This window comes from Armatimonadota bacterium (assembly GCA_037138755.1).
GTDB lineage: Bacteria > Armatimonadota > Fimbriimonadia > Fimbriimonadales > Fimbriimonadaceae > Fimbriimonas.
The window spans coordinates 385,652-411,944 of sequence record JBAXHT010000001.1 but is presented as its reverse complement, the minus strand read 5'-3'; the positions used below and the strand labels follow the sequence as shown (position 1 = coordinate 411,944).

Annotated in this window: 32 protein-coding genes and 1 pseudogene; 26 read left to right on the top strand and 7 right to left on the bottom strand. The window is 53.1% G+C overall.

Annotated elements, in window-relative coordinates:
• Positions 1 to 20 precede the first annotated feature (20 nt).
• A complete protein-coding gene (locus WCK51_01935; protein ID MEI7575624.1) occupies positions 21 to 2,021 on the top strand; it encodes a hypothetical protein in 2,001 nt (666 codons plus the stop codon).
• A 51-nt stretch (positions 2,022 to 2,072) separates the two neighbouring features.
• Here the strand turns inward: WCK51_01935 and WCK51_01930 are convergent, their stop codons facing one another.
• The 4 genes from WCK51_01930 to WCK51_01915 are packed head-to-tail and all read right to left on the bottom strand — an operon-like array spanning position 2,073 to position 4,313.
• Positions 2,073 to 2,363, bottom strand: a complete 291-nt coding sequence (locus tag WCK51_01930; GenBank protein ID MEI7575623.1) for a hypothetical protein — start codon at positions 2,361 to 2,363, stop codon at positions 2,073 to 2,075.
• A complete protein-coding gene (gene fliS / locus WCK51_01925; protein MEI7575622.1) occupies positions 2,353 to 2,742 on the bottom strand; it encodes a flagellar export chaperone FliS in 390 nt (129 codons plus the stop codon). The genes WCK51_01930 and fliS overlap by 11 nt, the downstream gene beginning before the upstream one ends.
• Positions 2,743 to 2,773: 31 nt before the next feature.
• Positions 2,774 to 3,211: a hypothetical protein gene (locus WCK51_01920; protein MEI7575621.1), complete on the bottom strand. Its 438-nt coding sequence runs from the start codon at positions 3,209 to 3,211 to the stop codon at positions 2,774 to 2,776.
• Between the two features lie 55 nt (positions 3,212 to 3,266).
• Entirely contained in the window at positions 3,267 to 4,313 is a 1,047-nt protein-coding gene (locus WCK51_01915) for a hypothetical protein (protein MEI7575620.1), read from the bottom strand.
• A gap of 229 nt (positions 4,314 to 4,542) precedes the next feature.
• Here WCK51_01915 and WCK51_01910 point away from each other — a divergent pair, with 229 nt between their 5' ends.
• The 22 genes and pseudogenes from WCK51_01910 (at position 4,543) to WCK51_01805 (ending at position 20,597) form a co-directional block, all read left to right on the top strand.
• On the top strand, positions 4,543 to 5,262 hold the full coding sequence (locus WCK51_01910) for an XRE family transcriptional regulator (protein ID MEI7575619.1): 720 nt from the start codon (positions 4,543 to 4,545) through the stop codon (positions 5,260 to 5,262).
• Positions 5,263 to 5,420: 158 nt separating this feature from the next.
• Positions 5,421 to 5,681, top strand: coding sequence for an uS14 family ribosomal protein (locus WCK51_01905; protein ID MEI7575618.1), 261 nt, complete (start codon positions 5,421 to 5,423; stop codon positions 5,679 to 5,681).
• A gap of 18 nt (positions 5,682 to 5,699) precedes the next feature.
• Positions 5,700 to 6,095 carry a 30S ribosomal protein S8 gene (rpsH, locus tag WCK51_01900; GenBank protein MEI7575617.1) on the top strand — a complete coding sequence of 132 codons (396 nt, stop codon included), beginning with the start codon at positions 5,700 to 5,702 and terminating at the stop codon, positions 6,093 to 6,095.
• A gap of 2 nt (positions 6,096 to 6,097) precedes the next feature.
• Positions 6,098 to 6,664, top strand: a complete 567-nt coding sequence (gene rplF, locus WCK51_01895; GenBank protein ID MEI7575616.1) for a 50S ribosomal protein L6 — start codon at positions 6,098 to 6,100, stop codon at positions 6,662 to 6,664.
• Between the two features lie 10 nt (positions 6,665 to 6,674).
• Positions 6,675 to 7,028, top strand: a complete 354-nt coding sequence (rplR, locus tag WCK51_01890) for a 50S ribosomal protein L18 (GenBank protein MEI7575615.1) — start codon at positions 6,675 to 6,677, stop codon at positions 7,026 to 7,028.
• Positions 7,029 to 7,037: 9 nt separating this feature from the next.
• Complete coding sequence (gene rpsE / locus WCK51_01885; protein MEI7575614.1) at positions 7,038 to 7,607, top strand: 30S ribosomal protein S5; 570 nt, start codon at positions 7,038 to 7,040, stop codon at positions 7,605 to 7,607.
• Positions 7,594 to 7,767: pseudogene (gene rpmD / locus WCK51_01880) on the top strand (50S ribosomal protein L30). Before rpsE ends, rpmD begins: the two are co-directional and overlap by 14 nt.
• Positions 7,768 to 7,934: 167 nt before the next feature.
• Positions 7,935 to 8,378: a 50S ribosomal protein L15 gene (gene rplO, locus WCK51_01875; GenBank protein MEI7575613.1), complete on the top strand. Its 444-nt coding sequence runs from the start codon at positions 7,935 to 7,937 to the stop codon at positions 8,376 to 8,378.
• Positions 8,375 to 9,778 (top strand): preprotein translocase subunit SecY, encoded by a 1,404-nt coding sequence (gene secY / locus WCK51_01870; protein ID MEI7575612.1) that lies wholly within the window; start codon positions 8,375 to 8,377, stop codon positions 9,776 to 9,778. Before rplO ends, secY begins: the two co-directional genes overlap by 4 nt.
• Before the next feature lie 63 nt (positions 9,779 to 9,841).
• Positions 9,842 to 10,486, top strand: a complete 645-nt coding sequence (locus WCK51_01865) for an adenylate kinase (protein MEI7575611.1) — start codon at positions 9,842 to 9,844, stop codon at positions 10,484 to 10,486.
• Positions 10,487 to 11,242, top strand: a complete 756-nt coding sequence (gene map, locus WCK51_01860) for a type I methionyl aminopeptidase (GenBank protein ID MEI7575610.1) — start codon at positions 10,487 to 10,489, stop codon at positions 11,240 to 11,242.
• A gap of 61 nt (positions 11,243 to 11,303) precedes the next feature.
• Positions 11,304 to 12,914, top strand: a complete 1,611-nt coding sequence (locus WCK51_01855) for a hypothetical protein (GenBank protein MEI7575609.1) — start codon at positions 11,304 to 11,306, stop codon at positions 12,912 to 12,914.
• Between the two features lie 2 nt (positions 12,915 to 12,916).
• The gene (locus tag WCK51_01850) at positions 12,917 to 14,041 is read left to right on the top strand and encodes a hypothetical protein (GenBank protein MEI7575608.1); all 1,125 of its coding nucleotides are present in this window, start codon (positions 12,917 to 12,919) and stop codon (positions 14,039 to 14,041) included.
• A 246-nt stretch (positions 14,042 to 14,287) separates the two neighbouring features.
• Positions 14,288 to 14,401: a 50S ribosomal protein L36 gene (rpmJ, locus tag WCK51_01845; protein ID MEI7575607.1), complete on the top strand. Its 114-nt coding sequence runs from the start codon at positions 14,288 to 14,290 to the stop codon at positions 14,399 to 14,401.
• Positions 14,402 to 14,412: 11 nt separating this feature from the next.
• Positions 14,413 to 14,790: a 30S ribosomal protein S13 gene (rpsM, locus tag WCK51_01840; GenBank protein ID MEI7575606.1), complete on the top strand. Its 378-nt coding sequence runs from the start codon at positions 14,413 to 14,415 to the stop codon at positions 14,788 to 14,790.
• 10 nt (positions 14,791 to 14,800) lie between these two features.
• Positions 14,801 to 15,193, top strand: coding sequence for a 30S ribosomal protein S11 (rpsK, locus tag WCK51_01835; GenBank protein MEI7575605.1), 393 nt, complete (start codon positions 14,801 to 14,803; stop codon positions 15,191 to 15,193).
• 9 nt (positions 15,194 to 15,202) lie between these two features.
• Positions 15,203 to 16,192 (top strand): DNA-directed RNA polymerase subunit alpha, encoded by a 990-nt coding sequence (locus WCK51_01830; GenBank protein MEI7575604.1) that lies wholly within the window; start codon positions 15,203 to 15,205, stop codon positions 16,190 to 16,192.
• Between the two features lie 12 nt (positions 16,193 to 16,204).
• Positions 16,205 to 16,654 carry a 50S ribosomal protein L17 gene (gene rplQ, locus WCK51_01825; protein ID MEI7575603.1) on the top strand — a complete coding sequence of 150 codons (450 nt, stop codon included), beginning with the start codon at positions 16,205 to 16,207 and terminating at the stop codon, positions 16,652 to 16,654.
• Positions 16,655 to 16,692: 38 nt separating this feature from the next.
• Positions 16,693 to 17,472 (top strand): tRNA pseudouridine(38-40) synthase TruA, encoded by a 780-nt coding sequence (gene truA, locus WCK51_01820; GenBank protein ID MEI7575602.1) that lies wholly within the window; start codon positions 16,693 to 16,695, stop codon positions 17,470 to 17,472.
• A gap of 61 nt (positions 17,473 to 17,533) precedes the next feature.
• A complete protein-coding gene (gene rplM / locus WCK51_01815) occupies positions 17,534 to 17,977 on the top strand; it encodes a 50S ribosomal protein L13 (protein MEI7575601.1) in 444 nt (147 codons plus the stop codon).
• 3 nt (positions 17,978 to 17,980) lie between these two features.
• Positions 17,981 to 18,373 (top strand): 30S ribosomal protein S9, encoded by a 393-nt coding sequence (gene rpsI / locus WCK51_01810; protein ID MEI7575600.1) that lies wholly within the window; start codon positions 17,981 to 17,983, stop codon positions 18,371 to 18,373.
• 148 nt (positions 18,374 to 18,521) lie between these two features.
• Positions 18,522 to 20,597, top strand: a complete 2,076-nt coding sequence (locus WCK51_01805) for a hypothetical protein (protein MEI7575599.1) — start codon at positions 18,522 to 18,524, stop codon at positions 20,595 to 20,597.
• 39 nt (positions 20,598 to 20,636) lie between these two features.
• On the opposite strand, the gene WCK51_01800 is transcribed toward WCK51_01805, so the two are convergent.
• The 3 genes from WCK51_01800 to WCK51_01790 are packed head-to-tail and all read right to left on the bottom strand — an operon-like array spanning position 20,637 to position 22,450.
• On the bottom strand, positions 20,637 to 20,915 hold the full coding sequence (locus tag WCK51_01800; protein MEI7575598.1) for a pentapeptide repeat-containing protein: 279 nt from the start codon (positions 20,913 to 20,915) through the stop codon (positions 20,637 to 20,639).
• 39 nt (positions 20,916 to 20,954) lie between these two features.
• Positions 20,955 to 21,722, bottom strand: a complete 768-nt coding sequence (locus WCK51_01795) for an SUMF1/EgtB/PvdO family nonheme iron enzyme (protein ID MEI7575597.1) — start codon at positions 21,720 to 21,722, stop codon at positions 20,955 to 20,957.
• Positions 21,719 to 22,450 (bottom strand): hypothetical protein, encoded by a 732-nt coding sequence (locus WCK51_01790; GenBank protein MEI7575596.1) that lies wholly within the window; start codon positions 22,448 to 22,450, stop codon positions 21,719 to 21,721. The genes WCK51_01795 and WCK51_01790 overlap by 4 nt, the downstream gene beginning before the upstream one ends.
• A 74-nt stretch (positions 22,451 to 22,524) precedes the next feature.
• Here WCK51_01790 and WCK51_01785 point away from each other — a divergent pair, with 74 nt between their 5' ends.
• Genes WCK51_01785 through WCK51_01775 form a run of 3 tightly spaced genes read left to right on the top strand, consistent with a single transcriptional unit; the run spans position 22,525 to position 26,289 of the window.
• Entirely contained in the window at positions 22,525 to 23,085 is a 561-nt protein-coding gene (locus WCK51_01785; protein ID MEI7575595.1) for a hypothetical protein, read from the top strand.
• Positions 23,086 to 23,098: 13 nt separating this feature from the next.
• Complete coding sequence (locus WCK51_01780) at positions 23,099 to 23,752, top strand: class I SAM-dependent methyltransferase (protein ID MEI7575594.1); 654 nt, start codon at positions 23,099 to 23,101, stop codon at positions 23,750 to 23,752.
• Positions 23,753 to 23,781: 29 nt separating this feature from the next.
• Positions 23,782 to 26,289, top strand: coding sequence for an alkaline phosphatase family protein (locus tag WCK51_01775; protein MEI7575593.1), 2,508 nt, complete (start codon positions 23,782 to 23,784; stop codon positions 26,287 to 26,289).
• Positions 26,290 to 26,293: the final 4 nt, after the last annotated feature.

The following is a 26,293-nucleotide window of genomic DNA, read 5'->3' as shown; positions in this document are numbered from 1 at the left end:
AGGGTAGGAGTATCTCCCATATGAGGAAGGTTTCACTATCATTTGCGTTCGCGGGACTCGCGCTGGGTGCAGCTGCATCACTTTTGGGTCAGGTCACCGCCCACGGCGCCGGAGCTTCAAAGGCTGCGGTCATCATCAACACCAAGGACTTTGCGGTTCAGGTTGCCCCGCACAAAGGGCTGGCTAAAGTTCCTGAACACGGATTTAGACGTGTTTTTGGGGTCGGGCCAGGATCGTCAACCCCACTTGGAGGGGTCTTTGAGCAGCCACGCATCGGTAATCTGGGAGCTCTGTTTCCTGCAATTGGAGCAACAGGGTCTGAGCCACCTGATCCAGATATCGCAGTTGGTCCCAACCATATCGTTGAAGTCGTCAATTCGGACATCGCATTTTTCACCAAAGCGGGTAACAAGACCTTCCAACAATCTGGTCAACAGTTCTTTGCATCGGTTTCTCCAGAGGCGTTCGATTTTGATCCGAAGGTCATCTATGATCAAATTGCAAAGCGATTTGTGGTTGTTGATCTCGGTCTGAATGACACCGGCTCAAGCGGCACGAGTAGCTTCCTGATTGCGGTTTCGGATGATTCCGATCCCACCGGAGTCTGGTCGGTCTTTAAGGTGAACAATAAACAGACGGTTGGGAGCAATAACTATTGGCTCGACTATCCTGGCTTTGGCTACAACAAAGACATGATCGTTTTTAGTGGCAACATGTTTGCCATGCAAGGAAGCACAGGGTTCAACGGTGTTCAGATCATGGCGTTTGACAAGGCTACGCTTTATGGCGGAACTGCGACTCCATTCTCGTTTACAATCGCTGATGACTTTACTGTTCAACTTGCTAAGACTTACGACAGCACAACGCCGGTTGTTTATGCGGTTTCGCAGGAATCCAACAGCTCAGTTCGCGTGACTGCGGTGGAACGACAATCCGCGAGCGCCTTTAGCGTCAAGCAGACAATCGTTGGAGTTCCGCAGTGGTTCAACTACGATGCCTTAATTCAAGGCCCAGGTGGAATTCCGGTTCAGAACAATGATCCGCGCATCTTGACTGCCGCGAGTCTCAACGGAAGGCTCGTAGCAAGTCACTGTGCTGGCGTGAGCGCTTCGGATAGGAGACCTGCAGCGAGATGGTACGAGTTCAAGACGAACAACTGGCCGGTTTCGGCAACTCTTCCCACTCTAAATCAGGCGGGTCAAGTCAATCCTCCAGCTGGACACGGATACAATTTCCCCGCGGTTGCTCTGGATAGCAGGGGCGGTATCGCTCTTGCCTTCACTAAAATCGGGACGACGACTCCCGGTCAGCTGATCGGCTGTGGTCGTCGACCTTCCGATCCGCCTGGTGCGATGAGCGCACCGGTTGTTTTGGATAGTTCCACTGGAACTCAGTATCAAGGTTTCACTACCCGTTGGGGCGACTACTTTGATGTTGAACAAGATCCTAGTTCGGTTGGCAAATTCTGGGCAGTGGGTATGGGTGCTGGCGACAACAACCGTTGGCAGACTTACATCAAGTCATTCGTGGTTACGCTTCCGGACACTGCTCTAGACAGAACTCTTCCGGGTTCTGCGACGGTCAATGCTGGTCGCCTGTCAAGCGGAGATAGAGTCAGCTTGTTCAGCGACGATTCGAACAACTTTGTTGTCCGAAGCGAACCCGTACGAGGTCTTGGCCAAGTTGCTGGCACGACGATGCTGTTTACGCTTCCGTACACAAACATCGACACCCTCCGGGTCACCTACTCCGTTGCAGGAGTTCCAGGGGCCAGCGCGAGCGTGTTCGCACTCAATCAGCAGACCGGAGTATACGAGGTGATTGACTCCGTTGGATTGACGACAGATCGCCAAACCAGATCTACCGAGTTGCTACCAGCAGCAAGGGCGAAGTATGTTTCGAGTTTGGGTGCAATGACAATCACGATTCGCGCTACGTTGCCCGTCCGCTCAGGAAGAATGCCTGGAGCATTCTCGTTCGCCATTGATAAAGTGAACGTCCTCACGTCTCAGCTTAACTAAAGTAGTTAGCGAGATGAAAACACCTTCGGAAGCTTTTCCGAAGGTGTTTCTTTATGCGGATGCCCGATACGAGGCAACAGCCTTGTTGCGCTGACTCCTCTGTTTGAGGTCCGCACCAGCTTTGTCTCGTAGCTTGACCATTGCAGCAAGGAGACGATTTTCAGCTGCTTCGATCTCTCGTTGCTGACGTAGGTTGAATGTAACGTTTCTCTCATCCCACTCCTCGAGAATCTCCTCGCGACGCCTTAGCAGTTGGTCCAGATGCTCAAAATCCTCGTCAAGAGCTGCCTGTTCAGCTGATAGGGTTAGTACGAACCAGTTTGATACTTCGTTAGGCTGCAATCTGGGCTCCTTGACTCTGAATCGTTGCCCAAGCTTCGCGCAGCTCGCGCATCGTTGATTGGGCGTTCTCAATACGGGTCGGATCGTCGGTGATGTTCGCCTCGACCAGCTCGGCCAAAACGTATTCGTAGAGCTTCAACAAGTTCTTGGCAATGTCTCCACCTTGCGAGAAGTCCAGGGATCCCATGAGCTCCATCACGATCTTCTGTGATCGTTGGAGCTTTGCGTTTTGAACTTCATAGTTCTTATCGATCATTGCACGCTTGCCTTCTTCCATGAAGCGAATGGCTCCATCGTAAAGCATCACGATCAATTGAACCGGTGACGCCCCCATGGCGGCGTTTTTCCGATATGCACTAGCTCCGTTTGCGTAACTCACTGCGACCTAGCAACAATATCGGCAGAACCAGCTAGGAATCCTTATGTTTCAGGCGCGGATTCTTGAACATTGGCAGAAAACTCACAATCGCCCCAATGAGCGCCCAAGCAAGCGGGACCAGGAAGACCGTCGAATCGGGGTACTCGGTTGGAACCCCTGTCGTGGCCAGGCATTTGGGAACCATCTGCTGGAGATGCATGAACCAATAGGCTGCCCCGCACAGAAACCCTCCGAATGAACCGAAGGAACCCGCGAGTCCGCCCAGCCTCGCAAGAATGAGCCCCATGACTCCTGAGATCAAGACGCTCTCGCCAAACAAGAACTGGAGGCCAGCGTTTGAATAGACCCGGAACGGAGGCGCCTGCTGGTCTAGCATGCAAACGATGATCGGGGGCAAGATCGTCGCCAGGGACGTGAACGCAACAAATAGGCATCCACCCAAAAACTCCTTGTCCGAATCGTTCGCCATAACAAACTCGCCCCGCGTAGAGTCTACGCGAGGCGATTCCGATTTGGTTGCGAGATCAGTCTTTGGTGAGGGCGTCGATTTCCTTCTTCCCATCCCACTTGAGCATGCCGCCCAAGTAGTCGGCGCCTTGGACGTCCGAGTAGTTGCCCCCAACAAGGAAGGCTCCGCCGAAAGGAACAATAGCTCTGTGTCGAGCGTATCGAATTTCGGGAATCGTGATCGTATTCTGACCGTCCACAATGGCTAGTTGGTAGGTGTCCTTTCCGTTAACCTTAGTGAAGTCTCCGCCGAGGTACAGCTTCCCATCTTCGGCATGGAGCCCGAAGACCTGTCCGCCGGTCTCTACGATCTTCGTCCACTTAGCGCCATCGAGTTTGAAGACTCCTCCGCCTGAAGGAGCGGCATAGAGGTCCTTGCCGTCGGTGCGCATCTGGTAGCAGCTGCTTGGCATTCCTGGCAATTCTGCCCAGACCTTACCGTCCCAAACTGCGGTGTTGAGGCACTCGTCATCGCCGTTCTCTTTGAAGATTCCGCCTATATAGAGCTTGCCGTTGAACCAGACCATATTCATCACGCCTCGGTCGAACTGGCCGCCCATTGCGGTGATCTTGGTTCCGTCGTACTTGGCTACGGAACGGGTTTCGGTTGTATCGTTGATCTTCTGGAAGTTGCCTCCCAGATATAGGTTCTTACCGTCGGTGGCCAGGGCGAAGATTTCACGGTCGACTGGACGAGCCGCGATAGCCGACCACTTGGTGCCGTCCCATTTGGCAACTCGACCAGTTTCGGTTCCAGCATCGGACTTGCCCTTGTTTGCGTAGCTGAACTCGCCGCAGACATAGATATCTTTGCCAATCGCGCAGACGTCGTGGACGGGGCCATCGACGCCTTTTCCGAGGGTGGACCATGCCATGCCGTCCCAGACGGCGATATTGTTGGCTAGTTTACGGTTGGCTCGTTCAAACCGGCCACCGACGTAGACTTTGCCGTCAAAAATTCGCATCACGCGGACTTCTGCTCCGTGGTCAAGATCGGACATTGGAGCGGGGCGTGGGGACAACGTTGCCTTAAGAGCAATTGCTGAGATTAGGGTCGTAATCATGTTTTCAACTTTCCAAAGAGTTGGGATTTCAGTGACTAGTTTCCATACATAAATTGGGACAGGCAAGGTCTGAAAAATGGGACAGTCCATGATCTGGCACTTCGCAGGTTAAAGGATGGCACTGTCCCATTTTCTCTAAGTTCTTAGTCCCAAAGTTGGAGGTTATTCTTAACATATCAATGAGATGTGGTGAATGTTGAAGGCTAAGCGACGCATAATCTCACCTCTGATGAGTCAACGCAAAGGCAGGAAGCCGACGTTACAGGAGTTAGTTGATCAAGCGGGTCTTGATGTCATCGGGCATCGGATCCGCCGCCTGCGAGCTCGCCAGAACTACTCAATCAGAGATCTTGCGGACGTCGCCCAAGTCAGCAAGAACACTCTTTTACGGTTGGAACAAGGGCATCCCACTCATCTCAGCACAATCGTGGCGGTCTGCAAAGCTCTCAAGGCCAAGCCGAGCTCGATTGTTGGGCCCGAAACTCCTCACGCATCCATACGGGCCTGCCATATGAAGGATGACTATGTGTGGATGGATATGAACAACTTCATAGGATCTGGGCTCGATCAGCCGCTTGATTCTGAGAAAGTTGCACAAAACGCGCTTGGGCCAGAGGTGACACCATTTGCCATCCTTCAATCGAAGATGAAGGATGGGGTGTTCAACCCCAACGTTATTCTTCTTACTCAGCCCACACCCAGGAGATCGCACCGTGGCGACGAGTTCGTTTGGGTCATTTCAGGCAAGCTTCGAGTCGTCTTTGACGATCAAGAAATCACCCTCGACGAGGAGGAAAGTTGCATGTTTTGGGCGGCTGAGATGCATCACTACGAGCCTGCGGTCGAAGGACAGGCCGTCAAGGTGCTCTCGATCATCATCGACCCCTTCCCCGGGCAGGCTGTTCGGTTGCATCTCGGCAAGCCAAAGCCGACGGATGACGAAGAGTAAAAGTCGCAACCTTTTGAGGTATCATTTCTCGTTGGCTGCCTCGGCAGTCGCTAAAACCTAACCCCGAGTACCGCAAGGCCGGTTCGCCGCCGCGACTTGTACCTACTCGACAACGGTGGTCACGTATGGCGAAAGAATCATTAATCCAAAAGCACAGAGTGCAGCAAGCCCAATGGGCGCGGCTCATTGCGGAAGAAAAGGCTATCCTTGAACTTCCCAAAGAGAAGCGAGAAGAGGCTTTGGCTGCTTTCAAAGCGAAGCGAATCAAGAACCGCATGTTCAAGACTCGCCGCTACAACCGATGCAACCTCACCGGTCGAGCACACGGTTACATCGGCTTCTTCGGCCTCTGCCGACAGTCCTTCCGGGAGAAGGCTCACCGCGGTGAACTTCCGGGCATCACTAAGTCCAGCTGGTAATCAGCAAGGTTTCAAATTATGCACAGCGATCCAATTGCAGATCTCCTCACGCGAATTCGAAACGGATGCCAGGCGCGGATGATTAGCGTCGATGTTCCTCACTCGAAGATCAAAGTTGAAATTGTCAAACTTCTTCAAGCGGAGGGCTACGTCGAAAGCTACGAAGTCACGACTGAATCCAAGTTTCCCAACATTCGTGTTGTTCTCAAATATGACAACCGACGACGACCGCTCATTCATGAGCTGAAGCGGGTTTCCAAGCCCGGCCTTCGCGTCTACTCGGACGTCACCGAACTCAAGCCCATCCGAAACGGTCTTGCCACGCGCATTCTGACCACGAACATGGGATTGATGACTGACCGCGAGGCGCGCCGACGCAAGATCGGTGGCGAAGTCCTCTGTGAGGTGTACTAACCATGTCACGAATCGGAATTAAGCCAATCGAAGTCCCGGGCGGAGTGACCATCACGGTTGAAGAAGCAACCAATACAGTCATCGTCAAGGGACCTAAGGGTGAACTGAAGCAACCAATCTCCCGCCTTCTCTCTGTAAAGCAAGAAGACGGAAAGGTCAATCTTGAGCGTCCAAACAACTTGCGAGAAGCTCGAAGCCAGCACGGCCTTGCTCGAACGCTGGTTGCAAACATGGTTGAAGGCGTGACCAAGGGTCACACCAAGCAGCTCGACATCATCGGTGTTGGTTACCGCGCAACCATGGAAGGTCGAGGTCTCAACCTTGCAATGGGTTACTCGCACCCGGTTAAGGTCGAAGCTCCTGAGGGAATCACCCTTGAGATCAAGGCTGACGACAAGGCTCGAACCCAAAGCATCATCGTTACCGGTATCGACAAGGCCCTCGTTGGTCAGGTCGCCGCCGACATCCGAAAGGTACGAAAGCCAGAGCCATACAAGGGCAAGGGAATTCGCTACCAGGGTGAAGTGATCAAGCTCAAGGCTGGTAAGAGGGCCTCGGCTAAGAAGTAAGGAGTAAGCAATGGCAAAGCAAACAAGACAAGAACTTCGCCTCGCACGGCACGCTCGCCTTCGCAAGCGTATCACCGGTACTCCGGAAAAGCCGCGCCTGAGCGTTTATCGCAGCCTGAAGCACATTTCAGCGCAGATTATCGACGACACGACGGGTAAGACTCTGGTCGCCGCAAGCTCCTTGGAAAAGGATCTCAAGGCTACAGGGAACATCGAGGGTGCCAAGCTGGTGGGTCAGGCAATTGCCGAGCGAGCCAAGAAGGCCGGTCTCTCAACCGTTATCTTTGACCGTGGAGGCTTCAAGTACCACGGCCGAGTTGCATCCCTTGCGGACGGCGCTCGTGAAGCCGGGTTGGAGTTCTAAACCATGAGAATGATGAACCGACTCAGCGGAAAGCGAGAAAGCCGGAATACCGAAGGCCCTCAGCTTGACGTTCGAGTTATCCGAACAAACAAGGTCTTTAAGACCCATAAAGGTGGAAAAACCGCTAGCTGGTCGATCCTCGTCGTTGTTGGAGACAACAAAGGCAGCGTTGGCGTTGGTCTCGGAAAGGCTCGGGGAATCCCCGACGCCATTCGAAAGGCCGAAGAAGCTGCGCGAAAAGCAATGTTCAAGGTCCCGATGATTGGCGATACGATTCCTCACGAGATCGTCGCCGTCAGCGGAACTGCTCAGGTCATGCTTCGACCAGCCGCACCGGGTACCGGTGTTAAGGCCGGCGGTGCAGTTCGAGCTTGCCTTGAAGCTTGCGGAATTCACAACGTTCTCGCAAAGTCGCTCGGTAGTCGAAACGCCATCAACATGGCGTATGCCACCATCGAAGCCTTCAAGTCTCTGGCGAACCCAGAAGACATCGCGGCTCGACGTGGTATCGAAACCAAGCAGCTCGTCCCGTGGCTTGAGAAAGCTCGCAAGGAGGAAGAATTCAATGCTTCGCATTAAACTCATTCGATCCACCGTGGCTCACCAGTGGCGAACCCGCCGCGTGGTCGAATCGCTCGGTCTCCGAAAGGTCAACCAAGTGGTTGAGCACGACGACACCGCAGTGATCCGAGGCATGATCCACCGCGTGAAGGAACTCCTTCATGTCGAAGAAGTAGAAGGAACCCCGACCAAGAAGAAAGCTCCTAAGCAAATGGCTGCCGCTTCAGTCGCCGAAAAGCCCGCTAAGAAGGCTCCGGCAAAGAAAGAGGCAACAGTTGCAGAAGCTCCGGCGTCGGAAGAAAAGCCTAAAAAGAAGGCAACCAAGAAGACGGAGGACAAGTAAACATGGGTCTGCATAACTTTTCACCAAGCCCTGGCTCCACTCGCCCAAAGCGACGTGTAGCTCGTGGCATCGGCTCGGGCATGGGTAAAACCGCGACCCGAGGTACCAAGGGACAGAAGGCTCGACGCCAGATTCACCCTAATTTCGAGGGTGGACAAAGCCCAATTTTTCGCCGACTTCCGGTGAAGAAGGGCTTCCGCAACGTCAATCACCTCGAGTTCTCGGTGGTGAACCTGGACGATCTTGAGAAGCATTTCAGCGCGGGTGACGAAGTCACCATCGAAGCGTTGATCGCTAAGGGCGTCGTTTCGCTCGCAAAGGTCGACGGAGTTAAAGTCCTTGCCTTCGGCACGCTTAGCAAAAAGCTGACGGTCAAGGCACATCGCTTCAGCGCGAAAGCAAAGGAAGCGATTGAGGCCAACGGAGGCCAGGCAGTCTCACTGTGAGCTTCGGCGGCTTTGGCGGCGGCTACTCAGGCGGCGGAGGGGATAAATCCCTTTCGCTGCCTTTGACGCAAATCTTTAAGCTTGCTTGGGAGGACGAGGATCTTCGCGCCCGCCTAAAGTTCGTCCTTCTCATGTTTGCGGTGTTCGCCCTAGGCGTTCACATTCCGGTGCCCGTTCCTGGGTTTTCCGAAGAGCGAATGCTCGAAGCTCTTGAAAAGAGCCAAGTTTTCCAACTGATCGACGCGTTTGGCGGTGGTGCTCTGCGCCGGCTCTCCATCTTCGCGCTCGGTATGAACCCGTACATCACGGCGTCCATCATCATCCAAATCCTGACCACTGCTTTCCCGCAGATGAAGAAAGAGATGGAAGAGGGTGGTGAGTACGCTCGAAAGAAGCAGAACCAACGCACCCGTGGACTGACGGTCATCATGTGTATCCTCCAAGGTTGGGGCTACATCACGATGCTGGAGCAAGCAGTTCAAGGTCTTCCGCTCGGTTCGAAGCTGATGATCCTCACCTTCTGGACGGCAGGTTCCATGTTCACGCTCTGGCTCGGCGAGCAGATTTCTGAGCGCGGAATCGGAAACGGTGTTTCATTGATGATCTTCGCGGGAATCATGATCGCTCTGCCCTACCAAGGCGGGAAACTCTATCATGGTCTGAAGGATGGAGCGGTGTCTCCATTTAGTGTTATCACCCTGGTCGCTTTGTTCCTTGCTTCCACTTGGCTCATTGTCCACTTCACTGCAGCGCAGCGCCGGATTCCGGTTCAGCACATGCGACGGATGGTCGGCACGAAGGCTGTCGGCGGAAAGACCAGCTATCTACCGTTCTCGCTTCTTATGGCAGGCGTGATTCCAATCATCTTTGCATCGGCAATCATCTATCTGCCACAGCAGTTTGGAACGATGCTTGGTGGGGAAGTGAAGGATCCGCAAGGGCTTGGGAAACTAGGCTCGATGTTGATTTCGCTTGGGCACTACATCAATCCTTCTCCTAACGGACCACTGTTCGGGATCAACTTCATCATCAACCCAATCGGGTGCTTGGTGTACGTCGCAATGATCTTCTTCTTCAGCTACTTCTGGACTGCGATCCAGTACAACGTTGAAGACATCAGCAATAACCTCAAACGAGGCGGTTCTATCATCCCTGGCGTCCGACCCGGCAAGCAGACGAAGGACTTCCTTGACGACGTGATCTCCAAGATCACCATCGTTGGAGCAGGATTTATTTCGCTGGTCGCTCTGCTACAGTACATCACCCCTGCGGTGACCAAGCTGGACTACCGCTACGGAGTCGGCATGGTCGGCGGCACGTCGCTTCTGATTCTGGTCAGCGTTGCCCTTGAGACTATGCGGCAAATTGAAGCGAACCTGCTGATGAAGCAGTACGACTAATCATAATCAGAGCCTATAAGTCTTGTAGATCCTATAAGACTTATAGGACTAGGAAGCTCAACGATGAGACTGATCTTTATTGGCCCCCCCGGAGTCGGGAAAGGAACCCAAAGTGCCCTGTTCGCTAGTCGAATGGGGATTTTCACTTTGTCATCCGGCGAAATCTTCCGAAAGGAAATCGAGGCTCAGACCGACCTTGGCCGCCTTGCCCAAAGCTATATCAAGCACGGTGACCTTGTGCCTAACGGAGTCACCATCGAGATGATGGCAAAGCGACTTCGGGAACCCGAGGTCCGCAAGAAGGGATTCATCCTCGATGGCTTCCCGCGAACGATCCGTCAGGCCGAGGCAATAGAAGAAATCTTGGCTGAGCTTGATATGCCTATCGAGTCCGTTGTCTCGCTCGAAGTCGATGTTGAACTCATTGTCAATCGACTGAAGGATCGGCTGGGCTGCACGAAGTGCGGTGAGAACTACAATAGCAAGTCCAAGCCACCAACCCGGGACGGTTTCTGCGACAAGTGCAACAGTCCCCTCATGGTTCGGGCGGACGACCAGCCGGAGGCGATTCGCAACCGGCTTGAGAGCTTCCGCGCCGAGACGGCCCCGGTCGTGGACTTTTATGAGAAGCTTGGTCTGCTTCGAAGGGTCGATTCCAGCCGTGACCCCGAGCAGGTCTACCAAGACATTTTGAAGAGCATTCAGTAAATGGCAACTATCAAGAAAGCATCGGAAATCGCTAAGATCAAGGAGTCGGGACGTATTGTCGCCCGAACGCTCCGTCTCGTTTCCGAGACGATCGTGCCCGGAAAGTCCACTCCAAAGCAGCTCGATGAGTTGGCTGAACGACTGATCCGCGAAGAAAGTGGGGTTCCGTCGTTCCTTGGTTACCGGGGATACCCAAACGCGACTTGTATCGCCATCAACAACGTCGTAGTCCACGGAATCCCCACCAACGACATCCTGCAGGAAGGCGACATCGTCACCCTGGACTTCGGGGTCTATAAAGATGGCTGGCACGCAGACAGCGCCTGGACCTACCCGGTCGGAAAAATCTCACCGATCGCCCAAAAGCTGCTTAACGTCACTCGAGAAGGACTCTACCAAGGCATCGCCAAAGCTCGCCCGGGGAACTACACTGGCGACATCGGTCACGCAGTGCAGAAATACGTTGAGAGCCACGGCTTTGGCGTCGTGCGCGAGCTAGTCGGGCATGGAATCGGCGAGAAACTCCACGACGAGCCCTCCAACGTCCCAAACTTCGGCAAACCTGGCCGAGGTGACAAGCTACGCGAAGGCATGTGCATCTGCATCGAGCCGATGATCAACGAGGGTACTTACAAGGTCAATACTCTGGATGACGGCTGGACAGTCGTCACCGCCGACGACAAGCTCGCCGCGCATTTCGAGCACACGGTTGCCATCCTAAAGTCTGGGCCCGAGATTCTTACCACAGAAGACTAAAAGTTCTTTCAAAAAGTGTCTTGACATTTTCGGGGGGGGGGGCTTATGATGTTCAAAAGTCATGAAGTGGGTGAGTTATGCGGTGGTCTTGGCGGCGGCGATGGGAATTCTGTCGAGCGGTGGTTCAATCAAGGTTCGGAATAATCCGAAGCTCCCCTGTACATTTGTCTTTGACCCGGATACCGGCGAGATCATCATGATCGGCGACTGCGGTATAGGAACCACTGCTTCGACCGGGACGACGAGTACCACAACCGGCACCACGAACAACACTACCACTGGAACGACCAACACAGGAACCACGACTGGCACGACGACGGGTACAACTACAGGCACAACTACCGGTACAACCACAGGCACCACAACGGGCTCGACAACGGGAGTAGGAATCACGGGTGGCGGCAACTCGGGAAGCACCGCTGGAGGTTCAACTGGCGGTCCAAACCCTGATCCTGAGCCAGATCCGCTTCCCGATCCCACGGTTTCGATGGTGGGTTTAGATGCGCCAAAGATCTTGTCGGGGACGAAAAATGAGATCAAGTTCGATGCTCAAGTCACACCACCTGAGGGTGCAACCTATTTGGTGACGCAGGTGAAGCTCTTAGTCAACTCTGAGCCTGGAATCCTGCTCAACCCGACCAAGGCTGGTAACGGTGGATGGGAGATTCGATTGGATTCAACTCATTTTGCAGACAGCTTGAGTGCAGGTAACCCCAAAGTATCGATGAAGCTCAGGTTGGGGATTCAAGTCACGCCTCCCGGTGGAGGTCAGCCGGTCGGTAAATCAATTGATTCAATGCCAGTCGAGAGGAATGTGTTCAACCGACTTTATGCAATGTCAACTCAAGTGACTTCAACAGGCTACACGCCCTACTACAGTACGGATTACCCCGCAGTCGCTTCGGAGATTTCATTAGACGCGCTTCTGACTTCAACACTCACTGGGTTCTCCTGCACCAAGGTGACGAGTGGAGATCCTTCGAGCCAGTCGGATGTCAATGTACTCGACTCTATGACGACTGCGAGTCTGTATGTCTTCGCTACACACGGTGCTCCTGGAAAATTCTGGCCTTCCAGTTTCTTTTACGGCAATAGTAACATCGCTTTGACGGGAACCGTCTCGGGCGGCGAAGGGCAAAACCCTACCTGGGCTCGAATTCCAATATCGAGCCGCATAAACAACAGACTGACGATGCCCTCGGTTCCCAACGAACCAAACCTGTTTCTGATGTACGCATGCTCAACCCTCAAGGCGTCCTCCGACTTGCCTGAAGGCGCAAAGCTGATTTCCGATGGAACGGGTCGAGCCTATGCCGGATTCGCTCATGATGTGTACTCGACGGTCGGGGTCAATGTGTTGCCTGCAACTTACGGAGAAATCGATTCTGCGAAGCACTTGACGCTACATTATCAGAGAGTTAAGGATCTCCTTACCTCTGGGGAATCGTTGCAACGCGCCATTCAGCAAGCTAATCAGGCTTACCGTCCGTTCACTTGCGCCTCGTTTTCGCCGACTTCAAACTCGCCGATTTCGGCAAATCCGTTACTGATGGTCGGCGATCAACGATTCACGGCTAGAGGTGTGTATCTAAGGGATGCCTCCGAAAGCCAACTATTCAACACTCCCCATCCAACTAGTTGGTATTGGGTCTACCCTGCATCGAGACCATAAAAATGATTCACTCTGTTCTCCTAGTCGCCGCACAGAACCTGCAAAGCAACCTCGGCAGGTTATCTGAACCGAAACTTATCGAACTTGCCAGTGCAACACATGAGCGAATGGCTCGCGCTTTGAGCCCTCAGGCGAAGAGCAGTGCCGTGCAATCCCTCAAGCCGTATAGGCTTTTGAAGAGTTCGGGTGAAGATGTGTACATGATTGACAGTGCGTTGGGAGATTCCGTAGACATTTCTCCAAACGGTGTCGTGCATAGCTTTTTTCACTTTGTTAGCCTAGATCCTAAGAAGCCCTTTTTGCCTGAAGCAAGCCTACGTTCTTCCGCGCTCAAGTTCCTAGCGGCCTTCGAGCCAAGTTTGAGCGGCCTGGAAGGTGAGTTTGAGTCCGGAATGTTCTGGAATCTTAAGGATGGTGGCTGGCACAGGTTTTTTCGTCCGATACATCGAAACGTACCCGTCGGTCCCGGTGGGATTGGCCAAGTTACGTTGGAAGGAAGCACGGGGATTTGCAATTACGTGACGGCCAGGCGGATGTTTGATGTTCGCAACTTGCGTTCTTCTAGGCTCACCCCCGATGAGGCAGTTTCGGTCGCAATGTCCAAGACCCTCAGATCTGGTAAATCGAGCTTGGTCGCGGTCAATCGTCCACCGAAAAAGTGGATCACCGGGAACGGTAGTCAGATGGTTTACGCATTCGAGAAGTCGAATCCAGCCGTACAAAGGCTAGTTAAGCTGGATACTGGAGAAGTTACTTACGAAGTCTTCATTGAACATGAGGATGCCCAGATCAACGACTCAACCCAATCGCGACCGCTTTCTGCCTACCTCATCAGTGCCACAGACGGTTCTGTGATAGCGACCCTAAAAGGAGGACCAGGTGGTAGCAGTGTCCGGCGTAGCTCGCCCACTTTGCCAGCTACGCTGAACGAGGTAACTCTAGAGGCGAAGGGGAAAAAATCTAGGCGGCCCCAAATGGGATTCTCACCCATAACCAACCTGGCTCTAGGGCCGTTGAAACTCGATGAAACTCTGCTACTCACTCGAAAGAAGGCGTACAAAGTTCGTCTTACCAAGGATGGCGCATACGCGGTGTTCGGAACTCAGCCCTACAAAGTTTCCTACTGATAAAGTGAAACACAAGTGAGTTTGAAGACCAAGCGCATCCGGTGGAATCGACGAGTAGGGGCGGTTTGAGATGAACAGACGCATCGCTGAATCGCTCCCGAAACAGACAAAGACGGTTGGAGGTTGCAAAACGGTGCAACACTTGAGTATCATTCTCTATTGCGTCAGCCTTGGTTGATGGTGAAGCAATCCGCCGTTTCGGCGACCCGTATTCATCATAGACGACCGACGATGGACATTCAGATCATGAAAGTGAGAGCAAGCGTTAAAAAGATCTGCGATAAATGCAAGATCATCAAGCGAAACGGAGTCGTTCGCGTGATTTGTAGTGTTCCTAAGCACAAGCAACGACAGGGTTAAGAAGAGAATTTATGGCACGTATTGCAGGTATCGACCTTCCGCGCGAAAAGATGGCGCAGTATGCCCTTCCCGTACTCTATGGGATTGGTAAGCACAACGTTATTGAGCTTTTGGAGAAGACACAAATTGATCCTCGAAAGAAGATCAAGGATCTCGACGAAAACGAGATTCAGAGACTTCGAGAAGTTCTCGATGCGGACTACCAAATCGAAGGCGACCTGCGCCGAGAAGTCCAAACCAACATTCGCCGACTGATGGAAATCCGCTGCTATCGCGGTATCCGCCACTCGCGAGGCCTGCCGACCCGTGGCCAGCGAACCCGAAGCAACGCCCGAACTCGAAAGGGTAAGGCAAAGACCGTTGCCGGAAAGAAGAAGGCCAAGAAGTAAGAGTTAAAGAATGGCACGCAAAACAACGACCCGAGGAAAGCAGAAAGAGAAGAAAAACATTCCGATTGGAGTGGCTCACGTTCATGCTTCATTCAACAACACGATCATTACGATCACCGATCCAAACGGTAACACGATTAGCTGGGCTAGCGCTGGCAATGTGAACTTCAAGGGCAGCCGAAAGGGCACCCCGTTCGCCGCGCAAGTCGCTGCTGATAAAGCATCGCGAATCGCTCAGGAGCACGGTCTTAAGCAGATCAGCATTCAGGTTAACGGTCCGGGATCGGGTCGAGAAACCGCAATGCGCGCCCTCGCTGCTTCCGGCCTCGAAGTCACCCACATCGTTGACGTGACCCCGCTTCCGCACAACGGATGCCGACCTCCAAAGCGACGCCGAGTCTAAGAATCACCCATGCCTGCTATTTCCTCTCTTCAACTCTCTGCCGATTACGGAAAGTTTGTTTTCGAGCCGCTTGATCGCGGTTACGGACAGACTGTCGGTAACGCGCTTCGCCGCGTTCTTCTCAGCTCGATTCAAGGTGCAGCAATCGCCGCAATCCGAATCGACAAGGTGTTCCATGAGTTCGCTCCAATCGTCGGAGTGAAGGAAGACACCACCCAGCTCATTCTTAACCTCAAGGACATCGCGGTCAAGGTGACCAGCGAAGAGCCGATTGATGAGATCGTGCTTAAGATCGAAGCCACCGGCCCAGGCCGAGTTACCGGAGCCGACATTGTCTGCCCCGAAGGCGTCGAAATCGTCAATCCTGAGGCTTACATCGCAACCTTGTCTGATCCGAAAGCCACCCTTTCGATTGAACTGTTTGTCAACTGGGGCGTCGGATACGTTCTTCCTGACAAGCAAGAGCGATATCGAGGCGTGATTGGACTTCTTCCGGTTGGCTCACAGTTCACCCCAGTTCGAAAGGTGAATTACACCGTCGAAGCAACCCGCGTCGGAACTCGAACCGACTACGAGCGACTGGTTATCGAAATCGAAACCAACGGTTCGATTGCTCCGAATGATGCGCTTTCGCAGTCCGCTCACATTCTTGATAAGTATTTCCGACTCTTCTTCGAACTCGGAGCCGCTGGCTTCCAGGCCGAAATTGGAACCGAAGAGCAGAGCACTGACGAAATTCTTAAGAACGTTCCTGACGTGAAGATCGAAGAGCTCGACTTCTCTCAACGAACATTCAACTGCCTTCGCCGAGCCGGAATTCTCAACCTCCGCGCCCTCGCCCTCGTTACCGAGGCTGACCTTACTGCAATCCGAGGATTCGGTAAGAAGTCCCTCCTTGAGGTGCGAGACAAGCTGCAAGAGCACGGCCTCGAGATGAAGCCGAGCAAGGGCGGCTACCGATCCATCGACCTGCTCGATGACGACGACGACGATTTCTAAGGATACAAAACCATGCGACATAAAGTAGACCATCGTAAACTTGGCCTGCCATCCGATCAGCGGATGCACCTTCTCACGAACCTTTCACGGCAGTTCGTCACGCACGGTTATGTGCGAACGACCTTCGGACGGGCAAAAGAAGTGCAACGCATGGTTGAGAAGCTCATCACCCTCACCAAGCTTGAGGACGGAATTGAGGCACGCCGCCGAGCCCGCAAGATTCTTGTCGGCCACAGCAGCAGCAACCTTGTTTCGGCGAAACTGACCGCTGGCAAGACCGAACTCGAAGTCACTCAGCTCAAAGCCCAGTTCAACAAGCTAACCGGCGAAGACCTGGTGAAGCACCTGTTCGACAACATCGGCCCACGCTACAAGGACCGAAACGGCGGATACACTCGGGTTGTGAAGACCGGTAACCGACGTGGCGACGGAGCCCAAACCGCCGTCATCGAACTCGTCTAAACGATTTTCTCCCCGACATGGGTCGGGGATCAAGAAAAATGAGGATCAAACTCACCGTTGCCTACGATGGCACGGACTTCAGAGGTTGGGCCTTACAAAAAGGACAGAGAACTGTCCGAAGCACATTGACAGAAGCTGTTCGCCTAGTTTCGGGCGAGGAAATCGAAATCACCGGAGCCAGCCGCACCGATAGCGGGGCACATGCGAAAGGGCAGGTTTGCCACTTGGATTGGGATTGTAAGATTCCCATCGAGAGGTTGCCATACGCTCTGAACCGCAGACTGCCACACGACATCGCCGTGATGAAAGCTCAAAGGGTAAGCGACGACTTCAATTCGCGATTCTGCGTTTTGGATCGTTACTACCGCTACCGCTTCGTTACCAAACAACGAGATCCCCAAAAGGAGCGCTTCGCGCACTTCTGCGGAGTGAAGCTCGACTTGGAAAAAATGCAGGAAGCGGCAAGCATCCTTCAAGGTGAACACGATTTTCGAGCCTTTACCGAGGAGTTGGAGCCTACGGTAACTAACACCACACGAATTCTATTCAGTGTTGGTGTGAAGGAAGTACGAAACGAGGTGTGGGTGGACATTGTGGGTACGGCGTTCATGCGCGGAATGATGCGAAGAATGTCGGGTGCGATCCTAGAAGTAGGACGTGGAAGCCGTGATGTCGTAGAGGTCAGTAGACTCCTCCAACCAGAGGAGCGGCTCAAGTACCAGTGGCCAGAGGTGCTACCGGCGAAGGGACTTTGTCTCATGAAAATTCGCTATGGAAGACACCCTCGGGATCACCGGCTCACCCAAGATGGGGAGTAGGTGTGCCATGTTAACAGCTTCGATCAAGAAAGACGATTTTAATAAAGATAGGAACAAGATAATGAACCGAACATTTACGAATAAAGGAGACTCGCTTGATCACAAGTGGTATGTTGTGGATGCTGCAGGCATCCCAGTAGGCCGCCTCGCTGCTCAAGTCGCACAGCTTCTACGTGGGAAGAATAAGCCCACATTTGAATACAACCGAGACTGCGGTGACTTCGTCATCGTTATCAACGCCGAACAGGCCGTCCTTACCGGTAACAAGAAGGATGAGCTGATTTACTGGCACACCATGTGGCCCGGCGGACTCCGAAACGTTGCTCGAGGCGAAATGCTCGAGAAAGATCCAGCTAAGCTCGTCGAAAAGGCGATTTGGGGAATGTGCCCAAAGACTAAGCTGGGCAAGCAGATTTTCAGTAAGTGCAAGGTCTACGCCGGTTCCTCACATCCGCACGAGGCGCAGAACCCAGCCCCTTACGACATTACGAAGGAGAAGAAATAACGCATGGCTACAAGTCAAAACTATGGAACAGGTCGCCGCAAATGTGCGATCGCTCGCGTATGGCTCAAGCCAGGCGAAGGAAAGATCACCATCAACGGCAAGGACTTCAAGGGATACCTCGGACGACCTGTCCTTGAGATTCTCGTCATGAGCCCGTTCGTCGCGCTTGGCCTTGAAGGCAAGTACGACGTGGTTGCTACCACCAAGGGTGGCGGAATCACCGGTCAAGCCGGCGCAGTCCGACTCGGCATCTCACGAGCGTTGGTCACCGTAGACGAAGAGTTCAAGAAAGAACTCCGAGCAGCCGGGTACATGACCCGAGACTCTCGAGTTAAGGAACGCAAGAAGTACGGTCGCAAGAAAGCACGACGTGGCTTCCAGTTCGTTAAGCGCTGAGAACTCAATCTCCGTTTTCCGAAGCCCGTTGGATATTCTCCGGCGGGCTTTTCTTATTTCTCAGGATTCGGGTTCTCGCGCCAAAAAAGAGATACATATCAAACGAGCCCCACTTGAAAGAATATGTGTGGATGGTTACACTCTGTCTATGCGCTCAGCACGCACTTTTGCTTGGTTGACAACCCTACTTGCCGTTGTCTCAATTGGCGATGGTCAACTCATCAAGTTCGATCCGAACAAGGTAGCCGCCCCCAAGACACCTGATTTTGCTCAAGAAATGAAGCTGATGGACCGGCTTCAATTCGCGCCACCATACGATAAATTCGATGCAACGATAAGCGCACGAAACCAGCAATCGATTTTGGTCTACGTTCAGCCAAACTCGCCGAAGGCTACGGTTTACGAATATCAGGTCAGCCTCGTACCGCTAAGCAATTCGGTGCGAGCAGAAAAGCTACCGGGCGTTGTCTTCGCCTCTGGAACAGTCCTCAACGGAAAACAAAGCATTTCGTTCTCTGGTTGTTGGCCAAACCTTCCAGACCCCTCCGAAATCCAGGAGCCATTCACTTCACCGTTTATTACGAAAGCTCAGCCGAGAAGGGCGCTTAATCTTCAACGTGCTTCAGGAACCAAGCCGGAGAAGAGTGATCCAACGAAGTTGCTAAATCAGCAGATTTTTGATACGGGTTCGGCAACGTTATACATTCGCTACTTGGCGCTGGACGCGAAAGGCAATGTACTCAATCGGTCTAACTCCATTCGATTAAGACTATTAGAAGCGGTTCCAACCACACAAGTCGCTACATTCAGTCTGGTTCATCGAGGCGGCGGAGGTGAGCTGAAATTCGAGGATTTTCCCACTGAAAAGTTCTATGTCGAGCCGCCGAAGAACCTAACCGTCCGATACTACACGACCTCTGGAACTGCAAAGAGGGTGGGGATCCAAGCTTCCAGATCACCCTTCCCGGAAAACTCGTCACGTTGGTTGGCGCCAGTCTTCAATAAGAGGTGGTACGCGATGCCCATCAAGATTTCGCCAGCCAAGAGTACGGCTCCGAGCGCTTATCTTGAGCAATCAATCGACCTGAACGGACTCTTCCAGAAAAGCGGACCGAAAGAACAGTCACTCTACCTGCGAACGGTGATTCTCGACGCAACCGGTGGCCTGATCGGAGCCCCGTCGAATGCTGTTGTTGTAAGGGTTGGCGGGCCAGGAAATCCTATCGTGGTTTCTGGCTCGGAGGGCAAGTCGCCTAGCCAGTCAATGCCACCAACTCCAAAGATGGAGGTCAGTTGGAATGTTACATACATTCCGCCCGTACCACGTGCGGCGGATTTCGAACGGCACATGGTCACGAGCCGTGAATCCGGACCGCTCGAGACGGTTGTGCTATGGAATTATTTAAATCCAGGCAAACCCTGCCCGGCAAACTTTAAGTATCCTGCGGGCACCAAAGTGTTCTTCGCGAACTCTGGTAACGCTGAGAAGGACTGGGTGGAAACGGTCACAGAGGCGATCAAGACTGCGATTGACGTCTTGAAGACGATCGTTGACTATGCAAGCGAGCAGTACGCCAAATTGCAGGTCGCGTTAGTCTCTGCAGTTGCCGATGCAACTGGATTGCCTCCTAGCGTGGTGAACTTTGCGCTCCAGTGCGCAATGAGTGCCGTGGGATTGCCACCGCAAATTCCCAACTTTGATCAGCTGATGAATCAGGGCCTCGACTACATGGTGACTCAGGCCGTGCAAGCAGCAGGGCTACCAGACAGCGATTTCGTCAAAGATACGATGAAAGATGGCTTGAAGGAAATGGGGAAAATGCTGAGCGATCCGCCTCCCGGTGCGCCTTACTACATTCCTGATCGTGATTTTGATTACAAACCAGGGTTCCTGAAATTCTCGCTAAAATCGAAGTGGAATGGCTTCGGCTCCAACATGTCCCCCGTACCTTCGAAGGCGTTTGATCTCGATGTTATTGCCTCAGCAGCATTCACGCCCGATCCCTCAAACTTGGGGACACTTTATCCTTCGACCGAAAAGCTCTTTTACAAGAATCTTCCGGTACCGAGTATGAAGGATGGAGAGACATTTAACTTTTCAGTGCCGGTATCTGCTACAGACGATTATTGGCTTAATCGGGCAACGAGTCTCGGTTTGCCCGTGACTTGGCAAATCGGTGGTCGGACAACAACAAAAAAGATCCAAGAAGCTTGGAGTCTTTGATTTCACAAATTCAGGGAATTTGAACAGTTGACCAGAGGCTCAGCCGCTGGTCAACTGTTGATAAGCCGCGATAAGATCGGTGACCAAAACTCCGTCGATCGTCATTCCTTCCAAGAGACAGCGATCAATTGCCGCTCCGGTGAATTTGACGTAGTGAAATGTGACGTTGCTTGCGTTCACATTTTTGATGCGGGTGTCGCTCAGGTTGTTGTCGGTAAGGGCTGACTCGGAAAGGTTGATGTTATTGAAGAGTGAGCCTTTCATGTTCACATCGTCAAATTTGGAGCCCGCGAGGTCGCACTTGATATGTTCGATCATTTGCCCATTATTACCGCAGAAAGTTAGGAGGGACCCACCCTAGGTTAGCGATGCTCGTTGCTGTGAGCGAGCGACGCGGAAGCCTTGGTTGCTAAAGCTCGCATTTACGTTTACCGTTCCAACATCCACCGAGTTGAAGAAGCAACAGGAGTTCTTGCTGCACCACCAGGAGCCGCCGCGGGAGTGGCGTTGGGTAGCACGAGAATCGGAGCGCAATCGGCCGGTGCAGAACTCGAAGACGTTTCCGTAAACATCATAAAGGCCGATTGGGTTGGGTTTAAACGAGCCTACGGGGGCGGTGGTGAGGAACGGATCGGTATCGTCTGGCTTGAGGTGGTCGCGCCCGCCCCAGATGTTGGCGTACTGGCGGAGTGAGGTAGGATCGCAGAAGTATCGTCCGTCGGTGCCTCCCCGGGCGGCGACCTCCCACTCATCCAAGGTGGGCATCCTGACTCCTGCCCATGAGCAATAGGCGAGAGCATCGCGGAACGAGATGCAAGTGACGGGGTGGTTCATCTTGCCCTGAATGCCGCCTCGCGAACGGCCGTTTGGGAAGTGCCAGTTGGCGGTCTGGTCGCTGATCCAGCGGAACTCCTTCAGACCCGGCTCAAAAACACGACCGTTATGGGCGCGTTCTGCGTCCGTAATGTAACCTGTTGCGCGGGCGAATTCGTAGAACTGTTGGTTCGTCACCTCGTACTTCGAGACTTCGAACGCCGCAACTGCAACGGTGCGTCGGGGGTTATCAATCAGCTCGGTCGCCCCGACCTGATAGCTCCCCGCCGGAATCGCCACCCACGAGATCATTTCTTCTTTGACGCGTGGTAAGCCATCGCCCGCGACATGATTAGGTCTTGGTTCTCCTTGTTCGCAACTAGGAAGGATTGGTAAGAGGCGTTCTCATCTGCGTAGAGCTTCTTGTACGATGCAGACTCCAGGAAAGGCGCGTACTTGCCTTCTTTCATCAGGATCATTAGGACCGAGAGGATGTCGTGATCGTATCGCTTCCTTTTGTAAACCTCACAGATCGTTGGGATCAGTTCGACTGCGTTGAGCTCAAGGATTGCCTGCTTGAGGTTGCATCCTATTTTCCCCATGAGGATCGTTTGCTTGAGCAGAGGTATAAATACCGCACGGTTCTTCTTGATCGTCGCCATCTGCGAGTCGCTCCAGCCGCGCTCATCTTGGAATGCGCCCGGAGGGTAGGCATAGATGTGCTTCTCCTCGTCAACAAAAGTGGGCATGGCGTCACAGTTTTGTGAAGACACCTCGCCATAGATCATGTGATAGGTGAACCTCTCGCCTGTGCTTAACTTCTTGTACTCGCCAGGAGGCAGAACCCCCTCTTCTTTATCGCGGAGTTTGTATTTCTTGATAAGGGCTTTGACCTTGCTCAAACCATAGCTCGGCATCGTGAGAGATTCTCGATGCGCCCGGTAAACCTCGCTTGCCTTGCTCGTCTTGGGCATCGATTCTTGTGGAAGGGCCGTAGCCGCAACGCAAAGGCAAAGCATCGCCAAGGAGTATCGTTTCATACTCAGAATTCTATCGCACATATCAGTCATTCAAGACGGATCAGGGTCTTGAAGGTTTCCTGTAGAATTCAAAGATGAGACAGTCCAACTATCCAAGAGGAAGAGTTTTGACGGCACGGCCCCCTGAGTTTGTGACGAGGCCTTTTCTGCTCGATTCCAAATTACAGCAGGGACTCGTGTTCCGAAACTTGAAGTGGGGTCGGCTCACACTCATCGTCGCCGTGATTGCCTTGCTCATCCCTGGGCTGGAAATCGCATTAGGTCGCCCGGATCGAGCACTGGCAAGGCTCCCGTTCTCAGTCATTGGAGTCTTGATTTACTTCGCCTTCATCTTGCTTCTCATCGGCTATCGAAACTACGCGAATGCCCGAAAGAAGTCCAATCGATACGTATTCGAGGATGATCGAATCGTGGTCTCAACTCATGAGGGCTTGCGACAGACATTGACATCAGGAATCGAGTCGTTTGTTCCGTGGAACTTGATCCAACGGATTTCGTTGAAGCCAAACTGGGTAGAACTCTGGTTCACTGCAGGAATGTTTTTTGTTATTCCAAACGACGCGATGCCGTCGCTCGCGCTAAGAGAAGAACTTCAAGAGTTCGCCCGCGTTGAAGGCATCGAAAAGGCACTTTAAACGAGACCATCAAATGTCCAAATCATTCATTTCACACGAACTACAGTCCTATGTTTCTTCTCATTCTGTAAAAGAAGCCGATATCCTGCGCCGCCTTCGGGAAGAGACTGCGTCTCATGAACAATCTAGATATCAAATCAGCACAGATCAGGGTTGGTTCATGCGACAGTTTGCCGCAATGATTGGGGCAAAGCGGTATCTCGAAATCGGAGTGTTTACCGGATACTCGTCCCTCAGTGTGATGCTCGGGATGGGTGAAGGTGGATTCACACTTGCGTGCGATGTGAGCGAAGAATACACGTCCGTCGCAAGAAAGTATTGGGTCGAGGCTGGTCTCCATGATCGAGTGAACCTCACCATTGCCCCAGCGCTGGAAACTCTTGACGCGCTCATCGAAGCCAAAGTTGAACCATTCGATCTTGCCTTCATCGACCCTGACAAACCGAACATGCCGCACTACTTCGAGCGGTGCCTCAAGCTCGTTCGGCGTGGAGGAGTTATCATGAGCGATAACGTCCTTTGGGCAGGAAGAGTGATCGACCCTACGGAACAGGACGCCGATACCGAAGTGATTCGCGCCTACAACATGAAGCTCTTTGCGGACCCCAGGGTCGAAACGGTGATGTTGCCGATCGGAGACGGGTTAAGTTTGTCAAGAATCCTTTAACTAGCGTTACGGTCAGATATGCTGGCAACATGATCGTCACCGCTCTTAGCACAATGCTCGCCCTGCAGATGGCAACACCGCAGCAGTTGGTCAACGGAAAGCTCATTACCCCGATTGGAGAGCACACATCGGTCGGCAGCTACCCGGTGAATATGGTTCTTTCGCCGGACGGGAAGGCGATCACGATCACGGATTCGGGCTATCGGCAGCACCTCACAACAGTTGATGCCGTCACTGGAAAAGTGCTGAGTGACCTAGATTTCGGCAAGAAGAATTCGACGCCTAAGGAGGCTTTGTACTACGGCCTCGCTTACCATCCGACGGCAGCAAAGCTGTTCGTCAGCCGAGGTAATCAGGACATGATATCGGTCCACGGTGTTGGCTCATCGGGTCTACTTTCAGAAGCTGGAGACACGATTAAGACCGATCCCAAAGCCTATCCGGCGGGACTAGCATTCAACTCAACGGGTTCCAAGTTGCTGGTGGTGAACAACCAAACGACGACGGCGACCAACTACCGAGGCTCTTTGAGCATTTTCAATACCGGGACCGGCGAGTCTGAATCAAAGATTGAAGTCGGCGGATTCCCGCTTGCCGTCGCCACTCTGACGAAAGGACCTCAGAAAGACAAGATCGCGTATGTGACAAACGAGCGGGACGATGAGGTCTCGGTTATCGACTTGGATCGCAAAACCGTCATTCGAACGATCCACACCGGGGCTAATCCAAATGGGTTGGTACTTAGCCCTGACCAGGGAAAGTTGTACGCTAGCAATTACGGCAGCGATACTATCTCGGTCATCAACACTCGAACCGACTCGGTTGTGGACACTATTGTTTTGAGACCTAACGAGATGCGCGGGCTACCCGGGGCAGGTCCCAACTCCGTATCGATCAGCCCAGACGGGAAGACGCTCTATGCCACGTTGATGGACATGAACGCAGTGGCCGTAGTGGATACTCAGACCAACTCCCTCAGGGGACTGGTCCCCACCGGCTGGCTTCCCACCAAAGCAGTCGCCACGAACACTGACCTCTATATCACCTGCGCCAAAGGTGTGAAGGCAATGAATCCGAATCACAAGCCCGTCGGCACGTGGGGACAGTACGGGCAGGACATTATCGACGGAAGTCTGACCCGCATCCCGATGGTAATGCTAAAGGACATCAAGAAGCTATCCGCTCAAGTGGCAAAGAACAACTTCTTAAGATCGAGTCTGAGCACAGAGAATCACCCGAACTTCAAGAATCCGGGCATCAAGCACGTCATCTACGTCGTAAAGGAAAACCGGACGTACGATAATGTTCTAGCCGATCTTCCGCAAGGGAACGGCGACAAAGGTGTCTGCCTGTTTCCCCGCGAAATTACCCCGAACCAGCACGCCCTGGCAGAGCGGTTCGTTTTAATGGATAACTTCTATGTGTGCGCGGAGTGCAGCCAGGACGGCTGGTCATGGTCGACGGCCGGAATGGTGAATGCTTATGCCTCGAGGAACACCCCGACCAACTATTCGGGTCGAGGACGAGCCTATGATACTGAAGGTTCGAATAACGGAGTCCCGATTGACCTTCTCGGAATGAACGACGTGACCCGCCCACCGAGTGGCTACATTTGGGAGCACTGCGCCAAGCACGGAGTTACTTACCGGAATTACGGCATGTTCATGCAGTTCGCCGATCCAGAGGACAAGCGATTCAACCCGCTACCTTCAACGGTTGATAGCCGGCCGACGAAGAAGTTACTCGAAGGAAACTCAGATATCGACTTTTTGCGCTACGACCTGACCTACGCCGATTCAGAGATTTACGACGAGTACGGGTGGAGTTCGCCTCGACGTAGAAAGAACTACGGATCGAAAGGTTCGACAAGCCGAATTGGCGAGTTCAAGAAGGAGTTTTCTGAATTCGTGACGCGAGGCGAGATGCCAGAATTCATGATGGTTCGACTCGGAAACGACCACACATCGGGAACTTCCAATGGCCAGCCGACCCCTCAGTCGATGGTTGCGGACAACGACTACGCTGTCGGCCAACTAGTCGAACTGATCTCCAACAGCCCGTTTTGGAAAGATACCGCGATCTGTATCTTAGAGGATGACAGCCAGGCCGGTTACGATCACGTCGATTCCCACCGCTCGACGGCCTACGTGATTTCGCCATACATTAAGAAGGGGACCGTTGACTCTAACTTCTACAACACGGACTCGATGCTTCGCACGATGGAGCTCTTACTCGGAATGCCTCCCATGAGCCAGTTCGATGCGGTTGCGCCGCCGTTCAAGTTCTTCGGCACAGTTGCCTCGAATATGGAGCCCTACAAAGCGATCAAGCCGGCGAGAGAAATTGTGTGCCAAGCAAACACACGTTCTGCATATCGCTCAAAAGACTCAAGCCTCGTCTCCATCGACGCTGAGGAGAGTGAGATCGACGAACACCTGAACGATATCCTGTGGGGAGCTATCCGGGGTGCAAACACGCAACGACCTAAAGGCGGACGTAGCGGGCTGTTTCCTGAATTGTTGGTTGAACGAGACTAGCTCA

What these genes read in the sequence shown, in the direction of transcription:
- WCK51_01935 (MEI7575624.1), top strand. Translation starts at nt 21, where the DNA reads ATGAGGAAGGTTTCACTATCATTTGCGTTCGCGGGACTCGCGCTGGGT.
- WCK51_01920 (MEI7575621.1), bottom strand. Translation starts at nt 3,211, where the DNA reads ATGGCGAACGATTCGGACAAGGAGTTTTTGGGTGGATGCCTATTTGTT.
- WCK51_01915 (MEI7575620.1), bottom strand. Translation starts at nt 4,313, where the DNA reads ATGATTACGACCCTAATCTCAGCAATTGCTCTTAAGGCAACGTTGTCC.
- WCK51_01910 (MEI7575619.1), top strand. Translation starts at nt 4,543, where the DNA reads ATGAGTCAACGCAAAGGCAGGAAGCCGACGTTACAGGAGTTAGTTGAT.
- rpsH (MEI7575617.1), top strand. Translation starts at nt 5,700, where the DNA reads ATGCACAGCGATCCAATTGCAGATCTCCTCACGCGAATTCGAAACGGA.
- rplF (MEI7575616.1), top strand. Translation starts at nt 6,098, where the DNA reads ATGTCACGAATCGGAATTAAGCCAATCGAAGTCCCGGGCGGAGTGACC.
- rplR (MEI7575615.1), top strand. Translation starts at nt 6,675, where the DNA reads ATGGCAAAGCAAACAAGACAAGAACTTCGCCTCGCACGGCACGCTCGC.
- rpsE (MEI7575614.1), top strand. Translation starts at nt 7,038, where the DNA reads ATGATGAACCGACTCAGCGGAAAGCGAGAAAGCCGGAATACCGAAGGC.
- rplO (MEI7575613.1), top strand. Translation starts at nt 7,935, where the DNA reads ATGGGTCTGCATAACTTTTCACCAAGCCCTGGCTCCACTCGCCCAAAG.
- WCK51_01865 (MEI7575611.1), top strand. Translation starts at nt 9,842, where the DNA reads ATGAGACTGATCTTTATTGGCCCCCCCGGAGTCGGGAAAGGAACCCAA.
- map (MEI7575610.1), top strand. Translation starts at nt 10,487, where the DNA reads ATGGCAACTATCAAGAAAGCATCGGAAATCGCTAAGATCAAGGAGTCG.
- WCK51_01855 (MEI7575609.1), top strand. Translation starts at nt 11,304, where the DNA reads ATGAAGTGGGTGAGTTATGCGGTGGTCTTGGCGGCGGCGATGGGAATT.
- WCK51_01850 (MEI7575608.1), top strand. Translation starts at nt 12,917, where the DNA reads ATGATTCACTCTGTTCTCCTAGTCGCCGCACAGAACCTGCAAAGCAAC.
- rpmJ (MEI7575607.1), top strand. Translation starts at nt 14,288, where the DNA reads ATGAAAGTGAGAGCAAGCGTTAAAAAGATCTGCGATAAATGCAAGATC.
- rpsM (MEI7575606.1), top strand. Translation starts at nt 14,413, where the DNA reads ATGGCACGTATTGCAGGTATCGACCTTCCGCGCGAAAAGATGGCGCAG.
- rpsK (MEI7575605.1), top strand. Translation starts at nt 14,801, where the DNA reads ATGGCACGCAAAACAACGACCCGAGGAAAGCAGAAAGAGAAGAAAAAC.
- WCK51_01830 (MEI7575604.1), top strand. Translation starts at nt 15,203, where the DNA reads ATGCCTGCTATTTCCTCTCTTCAACTCTCTGCCGATTACGGAAAGTTT.
- rplQ (MEI7575603.1), top strand. Translation starts at nt 16,205, where the DNA reads ATGCGACATAAAGTAGACCATCGTAAACTTGGCCTGCCATCCGATCAG.
- truA (MEI7575602.1), top strand. Translation starts at nt 16,693, where the DNA reads ATGAGGATCAAACTCACCGTTGCCTACGATGGCACGGACTTCAGAGGT.
- rplM (MEI7575601.1), top strand. Translation starts at nt 17,534, where the DNA reads ATGAACCGAACATTTACGAATAAAGGAGACTCGCTTGATCACAAGTGG.
- rpsI (MEI7575600.1), top strand. Translation starts at nt 17,981, where the DNA reads ATGGCTACAAGTCAAAACTATGGAACAGGTCGCCGCAAATGTGCGATC.
- WCK51_01805 (MEI7575599.1), top strand. Translation starts at nt 18,522, where the DNA reads ATGCGCTCAGCACGCACTTTTGCTTGGTTGACAACCCTACTTGCCGTT.
- WCK51_01800 (MEI7575598.1), bottom strand. Translation starts at nt 20,915, where the DNA reads ATGATCGAACATATCAAGTGCGACCTCGCGGGCTCCAAATTTGACGAT.
- WCK51_01795 (MEI7575597.1), bottom strand. Translation starts at nt 21,722, where the DNA reads ATGATCTCGTGGGTGGCGATTCCGGCGGGGAGCTATCAGGTCGGGGCG.
- WCK51_01790 (MEI7575596.1), bottom strand. Translation starts at nt 22,450, where the DNA reads ATGAAACGATACTCCTTGGCGATGCTTTGCCTTTGCGTTGCGGCTACG.
- WCK51_01785 (MEI7575595.1), top strand. Translation starts at nt 22,525, where the DNA reads ATGAGACAGTCCAACTATCCAAGAGGAAGAGTTTTGACGGCACGGCCC.
- WCK51_01780 (MEI7575594.1), top strand. Translation starts at nt 23,099, where the DNA reads ATGTCCAAATCATTCATTTCACACGAACTACAGTCCTATGTTTCTTCT.
- WCK51_01775 (MEI7575593.1), top strand. Translation starts at nt 23,782, where the DNA reads ATGATCGTCACCGCTCTTAGCACAATGCTCGCCCTGCAGATGGCAACA.